Here is a 19,085-nt window from a genome sequence, read left to right on the forward strand (position 1 = left end):
TGTTGGCCGGAAATATCCGAGTGGGGCCCGTGTCTAAAACGCCCATGTCCCGGAAAAGCATTTCACCGGGAAGCCTGCCCCCGGAATGTTTTGGCTGAAAGCATGCTATTGGCGGGCCGCGATCGCCGCCGCCGCGCCCACCATGAAGCCAGCGGCGGTGCGGTTCAGCAGCTTCAGCGCGCGCGGCGATTTCAAGAACCAGCGCGCCTTGGCGGCGAGCGCCAGGTAGGGAACCAGCACGACGAACAGCACGACCACCGTCAGCGCGGCGAGAATGCCGTAATCGGCCAGCGTAATGGTCTTCAGGTCGACGATGGTCGGCGTGATGGCGAGGTAGAAGATCATCGTCTTCGGATTGCCGAGCGTGACGGTGAGGCCGGCGATGAAACTCGACACCAGCCCGCCCTTGCCCTTCCGGGCCTCGACCGTTTCGGGCGTGATGCCGGCGGTCCAGAAGCGCCAGCCCAGAAATGCCAGATAGGCAACGCCGGCCCATTTGATAGCCAGGAACACCATGCCGAAGGTCTGCGCCACGAAGGCGAGGCCGAGCACCACGGCGGTCAGATAGGTGAGGTCGCCCAGCATCAGGCCAAAGGACATGGCCAGCGACGAGCGAAAACCGGAGCCGAGCGCCCGCGCGACAAGCGCGGTGACGCCGGGGCCGGGAATGGCGGCGGCGATGCCGAGGGCGGCACTGTAGGCGAGGAAGCCGGTGAGGGTCATGGATAGGTCCCAGATTGAAGGGCCATATTGCATACATCCGAATGGAATTGAATTTCCTGAGGATTGGATTTGATTGCACCAGACAGCGCGGTCTTCGCCCTATAAGGCCCCCCTCATCCGGCCGCTTCGCGGCCACCTTTGCCGGGGCGAGTCACGGGCCTCGCCCGTCCTTCGGACCCCCGTGGGGGAGAAGAGAAAGGCGCCGGCGCTAACAAGCTCCTGTCCCCGAGGGGGGAGAGGTCGGATTGCCCCGAATTGCCCTTCGCAATTCGGTTGGCAATCCGGGTGAGGAGGTCTGCATTGTCCAAGCAGGATCAGGAACGGCCGCCGTCATAGGTCACACGCCAGATCGTACCGTTGCCGTCCTCGGTCATGATCAGCGCCCCGTCATGGGCCACCGCCACGCCGACCGGCCGGCCCCAGACCTCGCCGTTGGAGACGACGAAGCCGGTCATGAAGTCCTCATATTCGCCGGTCGGCTTGCCACCCTTGAACAGCAGGCGGACGACCTTGTAGCCGGTCCTGTTGCCGCGATTCCACGAACCGTGCAGGGCGACGAAGGCATCCCCCCGGTATTCCTTGGGAAAACCGCTGTCGGCGGGCAGGTCCTTGCGGTCGTAAAAGGTGATGTTGAGCGGCGCCGAATGCGCCTGCATCAGCACATCGGGAATGGTTGCCTTGCCGGCGAGGTCGGGCCGCGCGCCCTTGTGACGCGGGTCCTCGTGGTTGCCGATATAGTACCAGGGCCAGCCATAATACGCGCCGTCCTTGACCGAGGTGGCGTATTCGAACGGCACATTGTCGCCCAGCGCGTCGCGCTCGTTGACGACGCACCACAGCGCCCCGGTCGCCGGCTGGATGGTCATGCCCGAGCAGTTGCGCAGGCCGGTGGCGACGATGCGGCCGTTCTTGCCGTCCGGATCGAAGGCTTGCACGTCGGCGCGCCCCTCTTCGGAGCCCCAGCTTGCGCCGAGCGGCTGCGATGTCACCCACGCGTCGAGGCCGCCATCCGGCGCCTTGCCCATGTCCTCGGCGACGTTCGAACCGGAGCCGACCGACAGATAGAGCGTCTTGCCATCCGGCGAAAAGACGATGTCGCGGGTCCAGTGATGGTTCGAGGGAATGTTGGCGACGATGATTTCCGGTTCGCCGGATGCCTTCAGGTCGCCACCGCGGTAGGCAAAGCGCACGATGCTGTCGCTGTTGGCGACATATACCCATTGCGGATCATCGCCCGGCGGATAGAAGGCAATGCCATAGGGCTGGTTGAGATTGCCGGCGAAAATGCGGTCCTCGGCGGGCTTGGCGCTGTCCTTGGCCAGGCGATAGACGCGGATCTGGTTGGCTTCGCTGTCGGCGACGAACAGGTCGCCATTAGGTGCGACGCGCACGGCGCGCGGATTTTCGATGCCGGAGGCGATCAGTTCGGCCGAAAAACCCGGCGGCAATTGCGGCTTCGCGCCCGTCGGCATGTCGGCAAGGCCGGCGCTGTTCGACACCGACTTGGTGACGTAAGGCTTCGGCAGGTCTTCCGGCTTGATCAGGCGGCGCACGCCCGGTCTGTCGGCACGCCAGTCGCCAAAGGCGGCCGCACCCTTCAGCACCGGCTGGTCGGCCTGCTGGGCGAATGCCGCGCCTGTGAGAAAGAGGGCGGGGATCACCAGTCCGGCCAATCGGATCATCTTGTCCTCCATCTGGTCGCGAAGGAAACCAACGGCCGGCTTGTCTCCGGGTTCCGCCTCACTCGACCTGATGAGGAAGCGAAAGTCCGGCTTTATGTCCCGGCCGCGTAAAAATCGTCGTCGAGGCGTTTTTCCAGCGCGACGAGATCGGCCGGCAGCGGCAGGCCCATGGCGCGCATTTCCCGCAATTTCTCGCGCAATTGTTCCTGGATTTCGTGCTGGTCTTCCGGCTGGTTGACCATTTCCTCGAGCAGCAGGCTGATCCGGGCCTTGAGTTCTTCGAGCGCCATTCTTTTTCTCCTTGCTGCCCGTTTCGATTTTGGCACTAAGGTGCAGAGCTTCAGGTCAGGCCGAGCCGAAAATGGTCGATACCGAGAACCGGAGCGTACTGGTCGTACGCATCACCCGAACATCCACACCTTAGCGCAACATGCGCGATATCAACTGCGCCGTATAATCGACCATCGGCACGATGCGGGCGTAGTTCAGCCGGGTCGGGCCGATGACCCCGAGCGCGCCGACGACGCGGGCGTCCTTGTCGCGATAGGGCGCGACAACCAGCGACGAGCCCGACAGCGAAAACAGCTTGTTTTCCGACCCGATGAAGATGCGCACGCCCGATCCCTGCTCGGCGAGGTCGAGCAGCTGGATCAGCCCGTCCTGCGTTTCCATGTCCTCGAACAGATGCCGCAGCAGCTCGATGTCGGCCTGGGCGGTGACGTTTTCGAGCAGGTTGGCGCGGCCACGCACGATAAGCCGTGCCGGCAGGCCGCTTTCGGCGCCCGCCCACACCGCCAGGCCTTTCTCGACGAGGTCCTGCGACAGCGTGTCGAGGGCCGCTCTCGTCTCTTCCTTGATGCGGGCGATTTCGGTGCGCGCCTCCGCCAGCGTACGGCCGCGAATATGGGCATTGAGGAAATTCGAAGCCTCGTGCAACTGCGAGACGGTGATGCCCGCCGGCAGCTCGACGACGCGGTTCTCGACGTCGCCATTTTGCGACACCAGCACGGCGAGCGCCTTGGTCGGCTCGAGCTGGATGAATTCGATATGCTTCAGCGCCACCTCGTTCTTGGCGGCCAGCACCAGGCCGGCGCCGCGCGACATGCCCGACAGCATCTGGCTGGCCTCGGTCAGCATGTGCTCCAGCGTCGCGCCAGAGCCTGAGGCCCGCACCTGCGCCTCGATGGTGCGGCGCTCCTCGTCGGAGAGGTCGCCAAGTTCCATGAAGGCATCGACGAAGAAGCGCAGGCCGGCCTGCGTCGGCAGCCGTCCGGCCGAAATGTGCGGCGCGTAGATCAGGCCGAGATGCTCGAGGTCGCTCATCACATTGCGGATGGTGGCCGGCGACAGCGAGGACGGCAGGATGCGCGACAGGCTGCGCGAGCCCACGGGCTCGCCATCCCTGAGATAGGAATCGACGATGCGCCGGAAGATGTCACGAGAGCGCATGTCGAGTGATTGAAGTGCGAGCGGCTGCGAACCCGGATCGATTGCCTTGGTCATTCGGCCAAAAACCTCCGTCCTCAGGATATAGACTTCGGCAGGGTGGGCGCAACCTGTCTCTGTATCGGATCGCCCGGTCCGTTTTCCTTTGCGCGCTGCCCCCCATGCGGCTAAAAGCCGGCCACGATTCCGAAAAATGACTGGGAAAGAAGCCTGAATGCGCCCCTCCAAACGCCAATTCGACGAAATGCGCGCCATCTCCTTCGAGCGCGGCGTCTCCAAGCACGCCGAAGGTTCGTGCCTGGTGAAGTTCGGCGACACCCATGTCCTGTGCACCGCGAGCCTCGAGGAGAAGGTGCCGGGCTGGATGCGCAATTCCGGCAAGGGCTGGGTGACGGCCGAATATGGCATGCTGCCGCGCTCGACCGGCGAGCGCATGCGCCGCGAGGCCTCCGCCGGCAAGCAGGGCGGCCGCACGCTGGAAATCCAGCGCCTGATCGGCCGCTCGCTGCGCGCCGTGGTCGATTTGCAGGCGCTGGGCGAGCAGCAGATCACCGTCGATTGCGACGTCATCCAGGCCGATGGCGGCACCCGCACCGCCTCGATCACCGGCGGCTGGGTGGCGCTGTACGACTGCCTGCGCTGGATGGAAGCCCGGCAGATGGCCAGTGTCTCGAAGGTGCTGAAGGACCATGTCGCGGCGATTTCCTGCGGCATCCATGACGGCCAGCCGGTCATCGACCTCGATTATCTCGAGGATTCCGCGGCCGGCACCGACGCCAATTTCGTCATGACCGGCAAGGGCGGCATCGTCGAGATCCAGGGCACGGCCGAGGGCGAGCCTTTCTCGGAAGACCAGTTCGCCGAGTTGATGGGCCTGGCCAAGAAAGGCATTTCGCGGCTGGTGAGTTTGCAGCAAATGGCGGTGGTGTAGGTTTTTGATGCCGAGCCCAGGCACCCCCCTCTGGCCTGCCGGCCATCTCCCCCTCAAGGGGGGAGATCGGATGTCATCTCGGCCTTCGCCAATCTCCGGCGTTGCAAGATGGGCGGCGAGATTGAGGCTGCTGATCTCCCCCCTTGAGGGGGAGATGCCCGGTAGGGCAGAGGGGGGTGCCTCGTGACACCCAATGCAATTTTGGAATCAGCGCTCTATGTGACTGATCTCAACGCGGCCGAGCATTTCTACACCGACATCCTCGGCCTCACGTTCCTCGGCAAGGTCGACGGCAGGCATCTTTTCTTTCGCTGCGGGCCGGGCGTGCTGCTCATCTTCAACGCCGAGGCAACCAAGATCCCGCCGGCGCCGGATGCCCGGCTGCCGGTGCCGCCGCACGGCGCGGTCGGCGAAGGTCATCTCTGCTTTGCCGCCAGCGCGGATGAAATTGTGGCTTGGAAAGCGCATCTCGAGGCGAAGAAGATCGCCATCGAAAGCGAATTCGAATGGCCGCAAGGCGGCCGTTCGCTCTATATACGCGACCCCTCGGGCAATTCGATCGAGTTCGCCGAGCCGAGAATCTGGGGCCTTTGATGCATACACTTGATGGCAAGAAGATCGTCGTCGCCAGCCACAATGCCGGCAAGCTGCGCGAATTCGCCGACCTGATGGGACCGTTCGGCTTCGAGGCGAAGTCGGCCAAGGACTACGGCCTGCCTGAACCGGACGAGACCGGCACGACCTTCGAGGAAAACGCCTACATCAAGGCGTTGGCCGCGGCGAAGGCGACCGGCCTGCCGGCGCTGTCGGACGATTCCGGCCTCTGCGTCGACGCCCTCGACGGCGCGCCCGGCGTCTACACCGCCAACTGGGCCGAAACCCCTGACGGCAGCAGGGACTTCGCCATGGCCATGCAGCGCACCGAAGTGGCTTTGCAGGAAGTCGGCGCCGCCTCGGCCGAACGGCGCAAGGGCCGCTTCGTCGCCGTCATTTGCCTGGCCTTTCCCGACGGCGCGGCCGAATATTATCGCGGCGAGGCCGAAGGCACGCTGGTCTGGCCGCCGCGCGGCGAGCTCGGCTTCGGTTACGACCCGGTGTTTTTGCCCAATGGCTTCGACAAGACGTTTGGCGAGATGAGCGCTGAGGAAAAGCACGGCTGGAAACCCGGCCAGCCGACGGCGCTCTCACATCGCGCCCGCGCCTTCCAGAAATTCGCCCAAGCACGGTTGGATCTGCCTAGATTGGGCTCGGCATGACCGGACCTGGCATGATCATGCCGCTCGACCGCAGCCCCGGCTTCGGCGTCTACATCCATTGGCCGTTCTGCGCGGCCAAGTGCCCCTATTGCGACTTCAACAGCCATGTCCGCCACCAGCCGGTCGACCAGGAGCGCTTTGCCGCCGCCTTTGAGGCGGAACTGGCGACGATGCGTGAGCGGACCGGGCCGCGCGAGGTGACCAGCATTTTCCTCGGCGGCGGCACGCCCTCGCTGATGAAGCCGGAGACGGTGGCCAGGGTTCTGGACGCCGTGGCGAAGAACTGGACGGTGCCTGACGGCATCGAAGTGACGCTGGAGGCCAACCCGTCCTCGGTCGAGGCCGAACGCTTTCGCGGCTATCGCGCGGCCGGCGTCAACCGCGTCTCGCTCGGCGTGCAGGCCCTGAACGACAAGGATTTGCGCTTCCTCGGCCGGCTGCACAATGTCGACGAGGCGCTGCACGCCATCGGGCTCGCGCGCGAAATCTTTCCGCGCCTGTCCTTCGACCTGATCTACGCCCGGCCGGGCCAGACGCCGGAAGCCTGGGCGGCCGAGCTCGAACAGGCGATCGGCCACGCCGCCGACCATCTGTCGCTCTACCAGCTGACCATCGAGGAAGGCACGCCCTTCCACGCCCTGCATGCGGCAAAGAAATTCGCCATTCCCGACAATGACCACGCCGCCGACCTCTATGCTTTGACGCAGGAGATCACCACGGCGCACGGCCTGCCGGCCTATGAGATTTCCAACCACGCCCGGCCGGGCGCGGAAAGCCGGCACAATCTGACCTATTGGCGCTATGGCGAATATGTCGGCGTCGGCCCCGGCGCGCATGGCCGCTTCGTCGAGAACGGCCGACGCACGGTGACGATCGCCGAGCGGATGCCGGAGACCTGGGCCAACCTCGTCGAGGCCAAGGGCCATGGCGTCACCGGCGGCGAGATCCTGACACGTTCGGAAGAGGCCGACGAATTCCTGCTGATGGGGCTGAGGCTGGCCGAAGGCATCGACCTTTCGCGCTACGAAGCCTTCTCCGGCCGCGGCCTGTCGAGCGCGCGGCTGTCGGTGCTGCAGGGCGAGGGACTGGTGGCGCCGATCGGCAACGCCCGCCTGCGCGCCACGCCGGCCGGCATGATCGTGCTCGACGCAGTGGTGGCCGATCTGGCGCGATAGCCAAGGCCAAATGGTGGACTGTGGTGAACGATTTATCCACTCGATCAAGGATGCTAGAAGTTCGGCTTGCTTAGCCGAAGGCGTCGCGCCGCATCCAATATGGGTCTGCCATGAAGTTCCTGATCCACGAGACGTTGCGGACATTGAACACGGACGATGTGTTCGAGTTTGGATTAACCGAGATATCGAGATCTCCGGAACATGACGATCTCTTTGAGGCTGAGGCGATCTTCATCAGAAACACGAAGGTCACATCCAAATTAAAATTGACCCACTTGAGCGAATTTAACGTTGTCCTTAGTTTCATAACGTATATCGGAAGTAAGCTTCGAGGAATTGCCAAGGATAATTTTGTAGAGTTTGATTTGAATGGACTGACGTTTGATCAGTACATCCCCATGAGCAAAAATCTGCGTGAGATCTGGGATGAGTAATCGGTGAAAAACGTTCTCTTCGTCTGCAGCCAGAACCGCCTGCGCAGCCCGACCGCCGAGCAGGTGTTTTCAACGCGCCGGGATATCGAAGTTGCGTCGGCCGGCACCAATCATGATGCCGACACGCCGCTGACGCATGAGTTGGTCGCCTGGGCCGACATCATCTTCGTCATGGAAAAGGTGCACCGCACCAAGCTGCAGAAGAAATTCAAGACGAGCCTGAAGCAGGCCCGGGTCATCTGCCTCGATATACCGGATAGTTATGAATTCATGGATATCGAGCTGATCGACCTTCTGAAGGCGCGCGTTTCCCGCTATCTGGTGTGACCCAGACGAAGGCAGAGCGGTCTCGGCCAGTCGCGCTTGTCAGGCGTCGTGCTTGAAACGGCGCTTGCCGCGATCCTTCTCGGCATGCGCCTCTCCGTTGCGGGCCGGTTTGGCGTCGGCCTTTTCGCGGCGAACGCTGTGCTGGTCGTTCATCGGATGTGGCGGCACGCCTTCCCTGGCGCTTTTCGTTTCAAGACGGGTGATGAAGATATCGAAGCGATTGGGCATCGTCCGGTCAGTGCTCCGTCGTGCTGTCTGGTTGGTTGTCGGAAAGCCTGACATTCGTCGGCAGGGCGGTCGTCGCCCGCTCGGTCAGGCTGGTGTCGGTCTTGGCAGGCAGGCGCTTGTCCCTGGCGGCGGCAACGCGCTTGCGGCCGGCATAGTAAGGCTCGAAAGCGTCCTGTATCTTCAGGCTGTCCATCCTGTCCTCCCTTTAGGAATCAGGGGCTAAATCTGCCAATGCCGGTTTGGTTCCCTACTGTGGCGAAGGCATGGCGATCACCTTACATCGGCGTGAGCTTTTGCAAGCCTGCGCCAGCCATGCCAAACAAGATTTGGCAGGCCAACAGGGCTGAATGGAGACGGCATCAGTGACCGACGAGACGGGCAAGCGCATCTATGTGGTCGGGCAGGCCGAATTTCCCGCCCGGCCGCTCGAGCCGGCGCTCTATCTGGTGGCGACGCCGATCGGCAATCTCGCCGACATCACGCTGCGCGCGCTGGAGACGCTGGCCGCCGCCGACATCGTCGCCTGCGAGGACACCAGGGTGTCGCGCGTGCTGCTCGACCGCTACGGCATCCGCCGCCGCACCACGGCCTATCACGAGCACAATGCCGGCGAGGCCGGGCCGAAGCTGATCGCGGCGCTTCAGGCCGGCCAGAGCGTGGCGCTGATTTCCGATGCCGGCACGCCGCTCGTCTCCGATCCCGGCTACCGGCTGGTCGGCGAAGCAATCGACCAAAGCATTCGCGTCGTGCCGATCCCCGGTCCGTCGGCGCCGCTGGCCGCGCTCACCGCGTCAGGCCTGCCGTCCGACGCTTTCCTGTTCGCCGGCTTTTTGCCGGTGAAGACTGGGCAGCGGCTGACGCGGCTGGAGGCACTGAAGGCGGTGCCGGCGACGCTGATCTTCTTCGAATCGCCGCGCCGGTTGGCTGAATCGCTCGGCGCCATGGTCGAGGCGCTCGGCGGCGAGCGCAAAGCCGCAATCGGCCGCGAATTGACCAAGACCTTCGAGGAAATGCGCACCGGCACGCTGCGGGCGCTGGCCGACCACTATGCGGCCGCCGACACGCCGAAGGGCGAGATCGTCGTCTGCATCGGCCCCGCCGAGGCCAAGGCGGACGAGCCCGAAGACATTGACCGCCTGCTTTTGTCGCTCGCCGCCGAAATGCCGGCCTCCAAAGCGGCGGCGGAGGCCGCGAAGATGACCGGCGGCCAGAAACAGGCGCTTTACCGGCGGCTGCTGGAACTCAAGGACACCTCAGGAGAAGGCGACGGTGGCTGAGCGCCCGAGCGCCAACCGCCGGAAAGCCTATCGGCGCGGCCATCGCGGCGAGTGGCTGGCGGCTGCCGCGCTGATGCTGAAGGGCTACCGCATCCTCGCGCGCCGCCATCGCACCCGCTTCGGCGAGATCGACCTGATCGCGCGGCGCGGCGATCTCGTGCTGTTCGTCGAGGTCAAGGCTCGGCGTTCGCTGATGGAAGCCATGGAGGCGATCGGCCATGAATCGGAGCGCCGCATCGAGGCCGCCGCCGACATCTGGCTCTCGCGGCAGGCGGATTACGGCAGGTTGTCGATGCGCTTCGACATGGTCGCCGTGCTGCCCTGGCGCTGGCCGGTGCATGTCGAGAACGCGTTTTATGGGCGGAATTAGAGGGGAGGCGCTCCTTGCTCCGCCCGTGGCTGACGAAGTCGAGGAGGTTGTTCGAGTCTCAAGCGTTGCTCGCCCTTCGCTGGCTCAGGGCGTTCGTCGTTCGGAAAGCCAAGCAATTTGGCTTTCCGTCCGCTTCGCGGACCACTCCTCACCCCCAGATCAGCAATGCGACCAGCCCGACGATACCCACCACCAGCCGCCACCAGCCGAACAGCGCGTAGCCGTTGCGCGAGACGTAGTCGAGCAGGAAGCGCACCACGATGAGCGCCGCGACGAAAGCGGCGACGAAACCGATGGCGATGATCGGCAGGTCGGCCGAGGTCAGCACGTTGCGGTTCTTGAACAGGTCGAAGGCGAAGGCGCCGACCATGGTCGGGATCGCCAGGAAGAAGGAAAATTCCGCCGCCGCCCGCTTGTCGACGCCCAGAAGCAGCGCGCCGACGATGGTCGAACCCGAGCGTGACGTGCCGGGGATCAGCGACAGGCACTGGAACAGGCCGATCTGCAGGTAAAGCCTGGTCGGGAAGCGCTCCACATCGCGATAGACCGGTTTCAGGTTCATGCGGTCCACCGCCAGCAGCACGACGCCGCCGATGATCAGCATGATGCAGATGAGCCGCGGCGATTCGAACAGCACCGTCTTGATGAAATCATGCGCCAGCGCGCCGATGACCGCCGCCGGCAGGAAAGCGATCAGGATGCCGATGACGAAATGCCGCGTCAGCCGGTCATGCGGCAGGTCGAGCAGCATCTGCCACAGGCGGCGGAAATAGACGCTCAGGATCGCCAGGATGGCGCCGAGCTGGATCAGGATCTCGAAGGCCTTGCCGGTTGAATTGAAGCCGAGGAAATGGCCGGCGAGCAGGATATGGCCGGTCGAGGACACCGGTATGAACTCGGTCAGGCCCTCCAGCAGGCCGAGCAGCAGGGCTTCGACGATGGTCTGGCTTTCCATGGCTACCTCGGCTTTGCGCGACGGCTAACTGAACGGCTTGCTTGTCATGGCGTTGAAGTCCCCCTATAGGTCGCAACACCCTGACGGCCCGCTAACCGGGCGGCCAAGACTTACCGGTGCGCCCGGCGATTCGCCAGTGTGCAATCCGGAATTCGCCTCACCTGGGAGTAGCGCGATGCGCGAATTCCGGATTCTGAGCCACACTGTGACTTTAAGTTCTAGTGCGGTTTGGATTTGAAGTTCCTGAACGCTGATGCCATTGAGGGGGGCAGGAACTTCAAATCCACCACACCAGTGCGCTTTATCATCGCGGAACCATGCTGACGCTTTTCCATCATCCCATGTTCGCCACCTGCCGCTTCGTCCGCCTTGCTTTCGGCGAGTATGGCGAGGAGCTGGCGCTGATCGAGGAAAAGCCGTGGACGCGGCGCAAGGAGTTTCTGGCGCTGAACCCGGCCGGCACGCTGCCGATCCTGCTCGCCGAAGGCGACGTGCCGATCGTCGGCGCGACGGTCATCTCGGAATATCTCGACGAGACCCGCGGTGTGCTCAAGCGCGACAAGCGGCTGTTCGCCGAAGACCCGATGCAGCGCGCCGAAATCCGCCGGCTGATCGACTGGTACCTCAACAAGGCCGAAAGCGAAGTCACCCGCCATCTGGTGCGCGAACGCGTGCTGAAGCCGATCATGCCGGAAACCGCCGGTGGCGGTTCGCCCGATTCGGGCGCGATCCGTGCGGCGCGCGCCAACATCCGCCAGCACATGAAATACACCAACTGGTTGGCCGGCACCCGCCATTGGCTGGCCGGCGGCCGGGTCACCTATGCCGATCTCGCCGCCGCCGCGACGTTGTCGGTGCTCGACTATCTCGGCGAGATCGACTGGCGCGAACATGCCGCGGCGCGCGAATGGTACACGCGGGTGAAGTCGCGGCCCTCCTTCCGGCCGCTCTTGACCGACCGCGTGCGCGGCCTGTCGCCGGTGTCACACTATGCGGACCTCGATTTCTGACGCCACAAAACTGCGCGCGCTGATCGACGCGGAGGCGCAGCGCGCCGGCTTCGATGGCATTGCCGTCACCACCCCCGACGCGATCCCGCTGGCTCCGGCCCGCCTGGCCGAATTCGTTGCCGACGGCTTTCACGGTTCGATGGACTGGATCGCCGAGACGATTGCAAGGCGCAGCGAACCTTCCACGCTTTGGCCTGACGTGCGCTCGATCGTCGTGCTGGCGATGAACTATGGGCCGGATCATGATCCGCGTGTGCTGCAGGCCAGGCATGACCGGGGCGCAATCTCGGTCTATGCGCAGAACCGAGATTATCATGATGTGATGAAAGGCCGGCTGAAGGAAATCGCCGGCAAGATCGTCGCGCGCGCCGGCGGCGACGTTAAGGTGTTCGTCGACACCGCGCCGGTGATGGAAAAGCCACTGGCGCAAGCCGCCGGTCTCGGCTGGCAGGGAAAACACACCAATCTGGTCAGCCGCGAGCACGGCTCCTGGCTGTTCCTCGGCACCATCTTCACCACGGCCGAATTGGTCCCCGACCGCCCCGAGATCGACCATTGCGGCTCCTGCCGCGCCTGCCTCGACGCCTGCCCGACCGATGCTTTCCCGGCGCCCTACCGGCTCGATGCGCGGCGCTGCATTTCCTACCTCACCATCGAGAACAAGGGGCCGATCCCGCACGAATTCCGCGAAAAGATCGGCAACCGCATCTATGGCTGCGACGATTGCCTGGCCGCCTGCCCGTGGAACAAGTTCGCCCGCGCCGCGTCGGAAGCAAAACTCGCCGCGCGCAACGATCTGCGCGAGCCGCCGCTCGCCGACCTGCTCGAACTGGACGACGCGGCCTTCCGCGCCTTCTTCTCCGGCTCGCCGATCAAGCGCATCGGCCGCGACCGCTTCATCCGCAACGTGCTGATCGCCGCCGGCAATTCCGGCGATGCCGCGCTCGCAGTCCCTGTGCGCGCGCTGCTTAGCGATCCCTCGCCGCTGGTGCGGGGCGCGGCAATATGGGCGCTGGCGCGGCTGGTGCCTGACGCCGAATATGCCGTGCGGGCCGCGACCGGTCTGAAAACCGAGAACGATGCGGCGGTGCGCGAGGAATGGCGCCTGGCGCGGCCAGACGGGGCGCATGCATGAGTGAAAAGCAGATCTTCATCTTCGGCGCCGGTTACTCCGGCAAGGCCTTTGCCCGCGCCAACAGGGATGCCGCCGCGATCCTTGGCACGACGCGGTCCAATGAAAAATTCGCGGCCCTGCGCCAGGCCGGCATCGCGCCGCTGCTGTTCGATGGCGCGTTGACCGGCGAAATCGGCGAAGCGCTGCAAAAAACAACCCATCTGGTGATTTCGGTCGCCCCGGAAGAGGCCGGCGACCCCGTCTTGAATGCCGCCCGGGAGGCGATCGCGGGGATGCCGGCGCTCGAATGGATCGGCTATCTCTCGACCGTCGGCGTCTATGGCGACCATGGCGGCGCCTGGGTCGACGAAACGGCCGCATGCCGGCCGGTGTCGAAACGCTCCGTCATGCGGGTCGAGGCTGAGCAGGCGTGGCTGAAGCTCGGCGGGGAAATCGGCAAGCCGGTGGCGATCCTGCGTCTGTCCGGCATTTATGGTCCTGGCCGCAATGCGCTGGTCAATCTGGAAAACGGCACCGCGCGGCGGCTGGTCAAGCCCGATCAGGTGTTCAATCGCATCCATTGCGACGATATTGCCGGGGCGTTGTGGCAACTCATCGATGGCAACAAGGGCGGGATCTTCAACGTCACCGATGATGAGCCGGCGCCGCCGCAGGATGTCGTTGCCTATGCCGCGTCGCTGATGGGCGTCGAGCCGCCGCCGGAAATTCCTTTCGACACCGCCCAACTTTCGCCCATGGCGCGGTCCTTCTATGGCGAGAACAAGCGTGTCGCCAATGCGGCGATCAAGGCGACGGGCTATCGCTTTCGCTTTCCCGACTACCGCGCCGCCTTCGACCATATGTGGGCAAGCGGCGACTGGCGCGACGGCGAAGCGCGCAGCCCGATGAAGGGCTAAGCAATTCCAGGAAAGGCGTGAAACGGTTTTTCCTCAGGAATTGCGCCAAGGGTTAGGGCGATCGAAGCAGGCTGCGTTGCGTGCTATGATTCGGCCTTGGGATGCGGTGGGATCCGGTTTCATGAAGACAGCGTCACGGCCGGTTGTGGCCAAGAAATCACTGCTGGCGGCAGCACTTGGCCTGTTCGTTCTGGCCGCGCAGCCCGCGGCGGCCGAGGAACGGGCAAAAGACCTGTTCGGCGCCGAAAAATTGCCGACCGCGACCACCCCGCAATCCTTCGGCTTCTACTCCAAGGGCTGCTTCGCCGGTGGTGTCGCCATCCCCATGGACGGCCCGACCTGGCAGGTCATGCGGCCCTCGCGCAACCGCCGCTGGGGCCACCCGGCAATGATCGCGCTGATCGAGAAACTGTCGCGCGACGCCGCCGCCGACGGCTGGCCGGGCCTTCTGATCGGAGACATTTCGCAGCCGCGCGGCGGCCCCATGATGACAGGCCATGCCTCGCACCAGATCGGGCTCGATGCCGACATCTGGCTGACACCAATGCCTGACCGCGCCATGACCAGGGCGCAGCGCGAATCGATGAGCGCCACCTTGATGGTCGACGAGAAGACACATCTGGTGAAGGACGCGCTGTGGACGCCGCAGCACACCGCGCTTCTGAAGCGGGCGGCGAGCTACCCCGAGGTGGAACGCATCCTGGTCAATCCGGGGATCAAGAAAAAGCTCTGCGACACCGTCAAGGGCGACCGCGGCTGGCTGCGCAAGATCCGGCCGTTCTGGGGCCACGACTATCATTTCCATATGCGCATCGGCTGCCAGCCGGGCTCGCCCGACTGCAAGGCGCAGGAGGCGACGCCGGATGATGACGGCTGCGGCAAGCCGCTGGCCTGGTGGTTCACCGAAGAACCATGGCGGCCGAACAAGAACCCGGACGCGCCGAAGGCCCGTGACGTGATGACGATGGCCAACCTTCCCAAGGAATGCCGCGCGGTGCTCGACGCGCCGGGCCCGGATTCGGCCGAGGCGGCGACCTATCATGGCGGCGCCGTGCCGGTCGCGGTCGCCGCACCCGAACCGGAGGTGCCATCGCCGCCTGCCGCCATGGCCAGTGGCAGCGGCGATTTGCCAGGCGCGGCAAATGCTTTCGCCGCGACCCCCAGGATGGGCGCGCCGGTGCCACGGCCACGGCCGCCCGCGAACTGATTGCCTCCGCGCCACCGGCCGGCTCAATCGGTTTAGCCAGCTGTTTTCGGGAAATAGTGGCCGTTTGGCCGCAGAACCCCTCTCTGCGCACGGACGGGTTCGAAAACCGTTTCCCTTTTCAAACCCATGCGCTAGTCAACGGAGGAACGGCGAGACGCCGTCAGGGGGCGCCGGAGACGGACGAGAGCATGCCAAGCGTAAGCGATACCGACACGTCGTTGCGGTTTCCGATCCTGATCGGCGACATTGGCGGCACCAATGCGCGCTTTTCGATCGTGCTTGACGCCAATTCCGAGCCGACCGAGCCGCAGATCGTCCAGACCGCCAATTTCAACACGATCGATGAGGCAATCCAGGCGGCGGTGCTCGACCGCTCGTCGGTCCGCCCCAATTCGGCGGTGCTGGCGGTGGCCGGCCCGGTCGACGGCGACGAGATCGAGCTCACCAATTGCCCGTGGGTCGTCAAGCCGAGGCAGATGTTCGCCAATGTCGGCTTGAGCGACATCGTCGTGCTCAACGATTTCGAGGCGCAGGCGCTGGCCGTCGTGGCGCTCGGCGAAGAGCATATGGAAAAGATCGGCGGCGGCACGCCTGAGCCCAATGCCGGCCGCGTCGTGCTCGGGCCTGGAACCGGTCTCGGCGTCGCCGGGCTGGTCTATGCGCTACACCACTGGATCCCGGTGCCCGGCGAGGGCGGCCATATGGACATCGGCCCGCGCACGCCGCGCGATTTCGAGGTGTTTCCGCATATAGAGAAGCTCGAGGGCCGCATTTCCGGCGAACAGATCCTGTGCGGGCGCGGCCTCGTCAACGTCTACCGGGCTGTCGCCAAGGCGGACGGCAAGCCGGCGCCTTTCACCACGCCGGCCGAGATCACCGGCGCGGCGCTGGCCAAGACCGATCCGGTGGCGCAGGAAGCGCTGGAGACCTTCGTCACCTGCCTTGGGCGCACGGCCGGCGATCTTGCCCTGGTGTTCATGAGCCGTGGCGGCGTGTTTTTGACCGGCGGCATCGCGCAGAAGATCGTGCCGGCGCTGAAGGAGGGCAATTTCCGTGCCGCCTTCGAGGACAAGGCGCCGCACAGCGCGCTGATGCGCACCATGCCCGTCTATGTCATCACCCATCCGCTGGCCGCCCTTCTCGGCCTTGCCGCCTATGCCAGGAACCCGTCGCTGTTCGGCGTCCAGACGGCCGGCCGACGCTGGCAGGCCTGAACCCCCAGCGCGAATCGTCGGGGCGCCCGCGACGAAGTTAATCAGCCGCGGGCATAGGCAAGCCGGCCGCATGGCGCTAAGAGGAGTGCCGAATTGCAGCCCGGTCCCAGGCGAAAAACCCACGAAGCTCCCGATTTGACACTTCAAGCTCCAAACAAGCAGAAAGCCAGCGTTGGCGAAGTCAACGCCGTGCTGCGCCGCATCCTCTCCGAAAACGGCCGCGATCATCGCTGGTCCTATGTCGTCGCCGTCTCCTGCATGCTGCTGGTGTCGGGCACGACCGCCTTCACGGCCTGGATCATGAGCCCGATCGTCAACCAGATCTTCTACGAACGGCGCGGCGACCTGGTCGTGTGGATTTGCGCCGGGATCATGGGGGCCTTCCTGGTGCGCGGCTTCGCCGGCTACGGCCAGGCGGTGGCGCTGGCCACGATCGGCAACAATCTGGTGGCGCGCTACCAGAAACGCATCTTCGACCATCTGATGAAGCTCGGCGTCGGCTTCTTCAACGATACGCGCTCCGGCCGGCTGGCGGCGCAGGTCAACGAGAATGTCGGCGGCATCCGTGACCTCTTGTCGATCACGCTGACATCCATCACCCGCGACGCGGTGACCCTGGTCGGCCTTGTCGGCATCATGATCTACCAGGATCCGGTTCTATCGCTGAGTTCGCTGCTGATCGGACCGCCGCTGATCTGGGCGGTCGTCCACCTGACGCGTCGGGTGCGGCGTATCACGCGGGAATCCGTGCTGATCAATTCCCGGCTGATCGGCGCTGTCCAGGAAGCCACGCAAGGCATCGCCATCGTCAAGGCCTTCACCATGGAGGAACAGCTGGCGAGCCGCATCGGCGCCTTGGCCGACACGGCCGAACAGCGGTCGAACAAGATCGCCCGCGTCTCGGAGCGGCTGGCGCCGATTTCCGACATGCTGGCCGGCCTCGCCGTCACCTCCGTCATCGCCTATTCCGGCTACCGGGCACTCGTTCTCGGCCAGCCGCCGGGCGCGGTGTTTTCCTTCATCACCGCGCTGATCCTGGCCTACGATCCGGCACGGCGCCTGGCGCGCATGCAGGTCGGCATGGAGCGCGCGCTGGTCAATGCCCGCATGATCTACGAACTGCTCGACCTCGAGCCGCAACAGGGCGACGCGCCGGATGCCGTCGAGGCACACTTCACGTCGGGTGAAGTGCGCTTCAACAACGTGTCCTTCCGCTATGTCGAGGAGACGCCGGTGCTGCAGGAGCTGAGCTTCGTCGCCGCCGCCGGCAAGATGACCGCCATTGTCGGCGCCTCGGGCGCCGGCAAGACGACGCTGGTGGCGCTACTGCAGCGTTTCTACGACGTCGAGTCCGGCACCATCGAGGTCGATGGCCAGGACATTTCCAAGGTGACCAAACAGTCGCTGCGCGGCTCGATCGCCTATGTCTCGCAGTCGCCCTATCTGTTCGAAGGCACGATCCGCGACAACATCCGCTATGGCCGCATGTCGGCCACCGACGCCGAGATCGAGCGCGCGGCAAGCCAGGCAGCGGCCGACGAGTTCATCCGCCAGCAGCCGCAAGGCTACGACACTCCGGTCGGCGAGAACGGCGCGACGCTGTCCGGCGGCCAGCGCCAGCGCGTCTCGATCGCCCGCGCCATCGTGCGCCAGGCGCCCATCCTGCTGCTCGACGAGGCGACCTCGGCGCTCGACAACGAGGCGGAGGCCCGCGTCCAGGAAGCGCTGACCCATGTCATGGAAGGACGCACCACCATCGTCATCGCCCACCGCCTGTCGACGGTGGTCAATGCCGACCACATCGTCGTCATGGAACAGGGCCGGGTGGTCGAGGAAGGCACGCATGCCGCGCTGATGGCAGATCCGCACAGTGTCTATGCACGGTTCCACAGGGTGCAGGGCAAGAAGGGTCTGGGGCTTGTCGATGACAGCAAGCCGATCCAAACTCCGGTCCGGGCCACGCGTGCGAAAAAGACGGCGGTGAGGAGCACATGAGCGATCAAGGCGATATGGGCCTTGTGGTGGTGGGGGCAGCCGGCCGCATGGGCCAGACGCTGATCCGCGCCATCCACACCATTCCGGGCGCCCGCGTCATCGGCGCGGTCGAGCGCGCGGATTCGCCCCATCTCGGCAAGGATGCCGGCGAGCTCGCAGGCATAGGCATCATCAACGTGCCGATCGGCGATGATCCGCTGCCGGTTTTCGCCAAGGCCGACGGCGTGCTCGACTTCACCACGCCGGGCTCATCGGTCGAATTCGCCGGCTACGCGGCGCAGGCGCGCATCGTCCACGTCATCGGCACCACCGGCTGTTCGGCCGACGACAATGCGAGGATCGCGGCCGCGGCGCGCCACGGGACGATCGTCAAGTCGGGCAATATGAGCCTCGGCGTCAATCTCCTGGCGGTGCTGGTCGAACAGGCGGCACGCGCGCTCGACGCCGACGATTTCGACATCGAGATTTTGGAAATGCACCACAAGCACAAGGTCGACGCGCCTTCGGGCACGGCATTGCTGCTCGGCGAGGCCGCCGCCGCCGGGCGCGGCATTGCGCTCGCCGGCAATGACGTGCGTTCACGCGACGGCCATACGGGCGTGCGAAAAACCGGGTCCATCGGCTTCGCCACGCTGCGCGGCGGCTCGGTGGTCGGCGACCACAGCGTCATCCTCGCCGGCACCGGCGAGCGCATCACGCTGTCCCACCATGCCGAGGACCGCGCCATCTTCGCGCGCGGCGCCGTCAAGGCGGCGCTGTGGGCCCGTGGCAAGAAGCCAGGACTCTATTCGATGCGGGACGTGCTCGGCCTGAGCTGAAGCGGC

At 64.9% G+C, this 19,085-nt stretch carries 21 protein-coding genes; 14 read left to right on the forward strand and 7 right to left on the reverse strand.

What is annotated here, in order from left to right; all coding sequences use genetic code 11:
• Nucleotides 1–105 precede the first annotated feature (105 nt).
• The 4 genes from FJV83_RS15490 to hrcA form a co-directional block, all read right to left on the reverse strand.
• A complete protein-coding gene (locus FJV83_RS15490; RefSeq protein ID WP_095773406.1) occupies nucleotides 106–723 on the reverse strand; it encodes a LysE family translocator in 618 nt (205 codons plus the stop codon).
• 314 nt (nucleotides 724–1,037) lie between these two features.
• Entirely contained in the window at nucleotides 1,038–2,405 is a 1,368-nt protein-coding gene (locus FJV83_RS15495; protein WP_142885893.1) for a sorbosone dehydrogenase family protein, read from the reverse strand.
• Between the two features lie 92 nt (nucleotides 2,406–2,497).
• Nucleotides 2,498–2,695: a hypothetical protein gene (locus FJV83_RS15500; protein ID WP_010912574.1), complete on the reverse strand. Its 198-nt coding sequence runs from the start codon at nucleotides 2,693–2,695 to the stop codon at nucleotides 2,498–2,500.
• Between the two features lie 130 nt (nucleotides 2,696–2,825).
• Complete coding sequence (gene hrcA / locus FJV83_RS15505) at nucleotides 2,826–3,908, reverse strand: heat-inducible transcriptional repressor HrcA (RefSeq protein WP_010912575.1); 1,083 nt, start codon at nucleotides 3,906–3,908, stop codon at nucleotides 2,826–2,828.
• Nucleotides 3,909–4,065: 157 nt separating this feature from the next.
• On the opposite strand from hrcA, the gene rph reads away from it, so the two are divergent.
• The 5 genes from rph to FJV83_RS15535 all read left to right on the forward strand — a co-directional run bounded on the left by rph (nucleotide 4,066) and on the right by FJV83_RS15535 (nucleotide 7,974).
• Nucleotides 4,066–4,782, forward strand: coding sequence for a ribonuclease PH (rph, locus tag FJV83_RS15510; protein ID WP_142885892.1), 717 nt, complete (start codon nucleotides 4,066–4,068; stop codon nucleotides 4,780–4,782).
• A gap of 183 nt (nucleotides 4,783–4,965) precedes the next feature.
• Nucleotides 4,966–5,376, forward strand: a complete 411-nt coding sequence (locus tag FJV83_RS15520) for a VOC family protein (protein ID WP_095788618.1) — start codon at nucleotides 4,966–4,968, stop codon at nucleotides 5,374–5,376.
• Complete coding sequence (gene rdgB / locus FJV83_RS15525) at nucleotides 5,376–6,038, forward strand: RdgB/HAM1 family non-canonical purine NTP pyrophosphatase (protein ID WP_095788617.1); 663 nt, start codon at nucleotides 5,376–5,378, stop codon at nucleotides 6,036–6,038. The genes FJV83_RS15520 and rdgB overlap by 1 nt, the downstream gene beginning before the upstream one ends.
• A complete protein-coding gene (gene hemW / locus FJV83_RS15530) occupies nucleotides 6,035–7,213 on the forward strand; it encodes a radical SAM family heme chaperone HemW (RefSeq protein WP_179295949.1) in 1,179 nt (392 codons plus the stop codon). The genes rdgB and hemW overlap by 4 nt, the downstream gene beginning before the upstream one ends.
• 437 nt (nucleotides 7,214–7,650) lie before the next feature.
• Complete coding sequence (locus FJV83_RS15535) at nucleotides 7,651–7,974, forward strand: low molecular weight protein tyrosine phosphatase family protein (protein WP_142885891.1); 324 nt, start codon at nucleotides 7,651–7,653, stop codon at nucleotides 7,972–7,974.
• 39 nt (nucleotides 7,975–8,013) lie between these two features.
• On the opposite strand, the gene FJV83_RS15540 is transcribed toward FJV83_RS15535, so the two are convergent.
• Together FJV83_RS15540 and FJV83_RS15545 are read right to left on the reverse strand one after the other, a co-directional pair.
• Nucleotides 8,014–8,202, reverse strand: coding sequence for a hypothetical protein (locus tag FJV83_RS15540; RefSeq protein ID WP_038650961.1), 189 nt, complete (start codon nucleotides 8,200–8,202; stop codon nucleotides 8,014–8,016).
• 7 nt (nucleotides 8,203–8,209) lie between these two features.
• Nucleotides 8,210–8,395, reverse strand: coding sequence for a hypothetical protein (locus tag FJV83_RS15545; RefSeq protein ID WP_095773398.1), 186 nt, complete (start codon nucleotides 8,393–8,395; stop codon nucleotides 8,210–8,212).
• A gap of 154 nt (nucleotides 8,396–8,549) precedes the next feature.
• Here FJV83_RS15545 and rsmI point away from each other — a divergent pair, with 154 nt between their 5' ends.
• Both rsmI and FJV83_RS15555 read left to right on the forward strand, forming a co-directional pair.
• A complete protein-coding gene (rsmI, locus tag FJV83_RS15550; RefSeq protein WP_095773397.1) occupies nucleotides 8,550–9,479 on the forward strand; it encodes a 16S rRNA (cytidine(1402)-2'-O)-methyltransferase in 930 nt (309 codons plus the stop codon).
• Nucleotides 9,472–9,849 (forward strand): YraN family protein, encoded by a 378-nt coding sequence (locus FJV83_RS15555; RefSeq protein ID WP_095773396.1) that lies wholly within the window; start codon nucleotides 9,472–9,474, stop codon nucleotides 9,847–9,849. Before rsmI ends, FJV83_RS15555 begins: the two co-directional genes overlap by 8 nt.
• A 148-nt stretch (nucleotides 9,850–9,997) precedes the next feature.
• Here the strand turns inward: FJV83_RS15555 and FJV83_RS15560 are convergent, their stop codons facing one another.
• A complete protein-coding gene (locus tag FJV83_RS15560) occupies nucleotides 9,998–10,804 on the reverse strand; it encodes an undecaprenyl-diphosphate phosphatase (RefSeq protein ID WP_095773395.1) in 807 nt (268 codons plus the stop codon).
• Nucleotides 10,805–11,121: 317 nt separating this feature from the next.
• Between FJV83_RS15560 and FJV83_RS15565 the strand changes: the two genes are divergently transcribed.
• The 7 genes from FJV83_RS15565 (at nucleotide 11,122) to dapB (ending at nucleotide 19,079) form a co-directional block, all read left to right on the forward strand.
• The gene (locus FJV83_RS15565; RefSeq protein ID WP_010912586.1) at nucleotides 11,122–11,814 is read left to right on the forward strand and encodes a glutathione S-transferase family protein; all 693 of its coding nucleotides are present in this window, start codon (nucleotides 11,122–11,124) and stop codon (nucleotides 11,812–11,814) included.
• Nucleotides 11,795–12,949, forward strand: a complete 1,155-nt coding sequence (gene queG, locus FJV83_RS15570; RefSeq protein WP_142885890.1) for a tRNA epoxyqueuosine(34) reductase QueG — start codon at nucleotides 11,795–11,797, stop codon at nucleotides 12,947–12,949. Before FJV83_RS15565 ends, queG begins: the two co-directional genes overlap by 20 nt.
• Nucleotides 12,946–13,845, forward strand: a complete 900-nt coding sequence (locus FJV83_RS15575; RefSeq protein WP_142885889.1) for an SDR family oxidoreductase — start codon at nucleotides 12,946–12,948, stop codon at nucleotides 13,843–13,845. Before queG ends, FJV83_RS15575 begins: the two co-directional genes overlap by 4 nt.
• 121 nt (nucleotides 13,846–13,966) lie before the next feature.
• The gene (mepA, locus tag FJV83_RS15580; protein WP_142885888.1) at nucleotides 13,967–15,052 is read left to right on the forward strand and encodes a penicillin-insensitive murein endopeptidase; all 1,086 of its coding nucleotides are present in this window, start codon (nucleotides 13,967–13,969) and stop codon (nucleotides 15,050–15,052) included.
• Between the two features lie 188 nt (nucleotides 15,053–15,240).
• Nucleotides 15,241–16,266, forward strand: a complete 1,026-nt coding sequence (locus FJV83_RS15585; RefSeq protein ID WP_095773391.1) for a glucokinase — start codon at nucleotides 15,241–15,243, stop codon at nucleotides 16,264–16,266.
• Nucleotides 16,267–16,401: 135 nt separating this feature from the next.
• Nucleotides 16,402–18,261 (forward strand): ABC transporter ATP-binding protein, encoded by a 1,860-nt coding sequence (locus FJV83_RS15590; RefSeq protein ID WP_142885887.1) that lies wholly within the window; start codon nucleotides 16,402–16,404, stop codon nucleotides 18,259–18,261.
• Nucleotides 18,258–19,079: a 4-hydroxy-tetrahydrodipicolinate reductase gene (dapB, locus tag FJV83_RS15595; protein WP_142885886.1), complete on the forward strand. Its 822-nt coding sequence runs from the start codon at nucleotides 18,258–18,260 to the stop codon at nucleotides 19,077–19,079. Before FJV83_RS15590 ends, dapB begins: the two co-directional genes overlap by 4 nt.
• The last annotated feature ends 6 nt before the right edge of the window (nucleotides 19,080–19,085 follow it).

The sequence above is a fragment of the Mesorhizobium sp. WSM4307 genome (genome assembly GCF_007003945.1).
GTDB lineage: Bacteria > Pseudomonadota > Alphaproteobacteria > Rhizobiales > Rhizobiaceae > Mesorhizobium.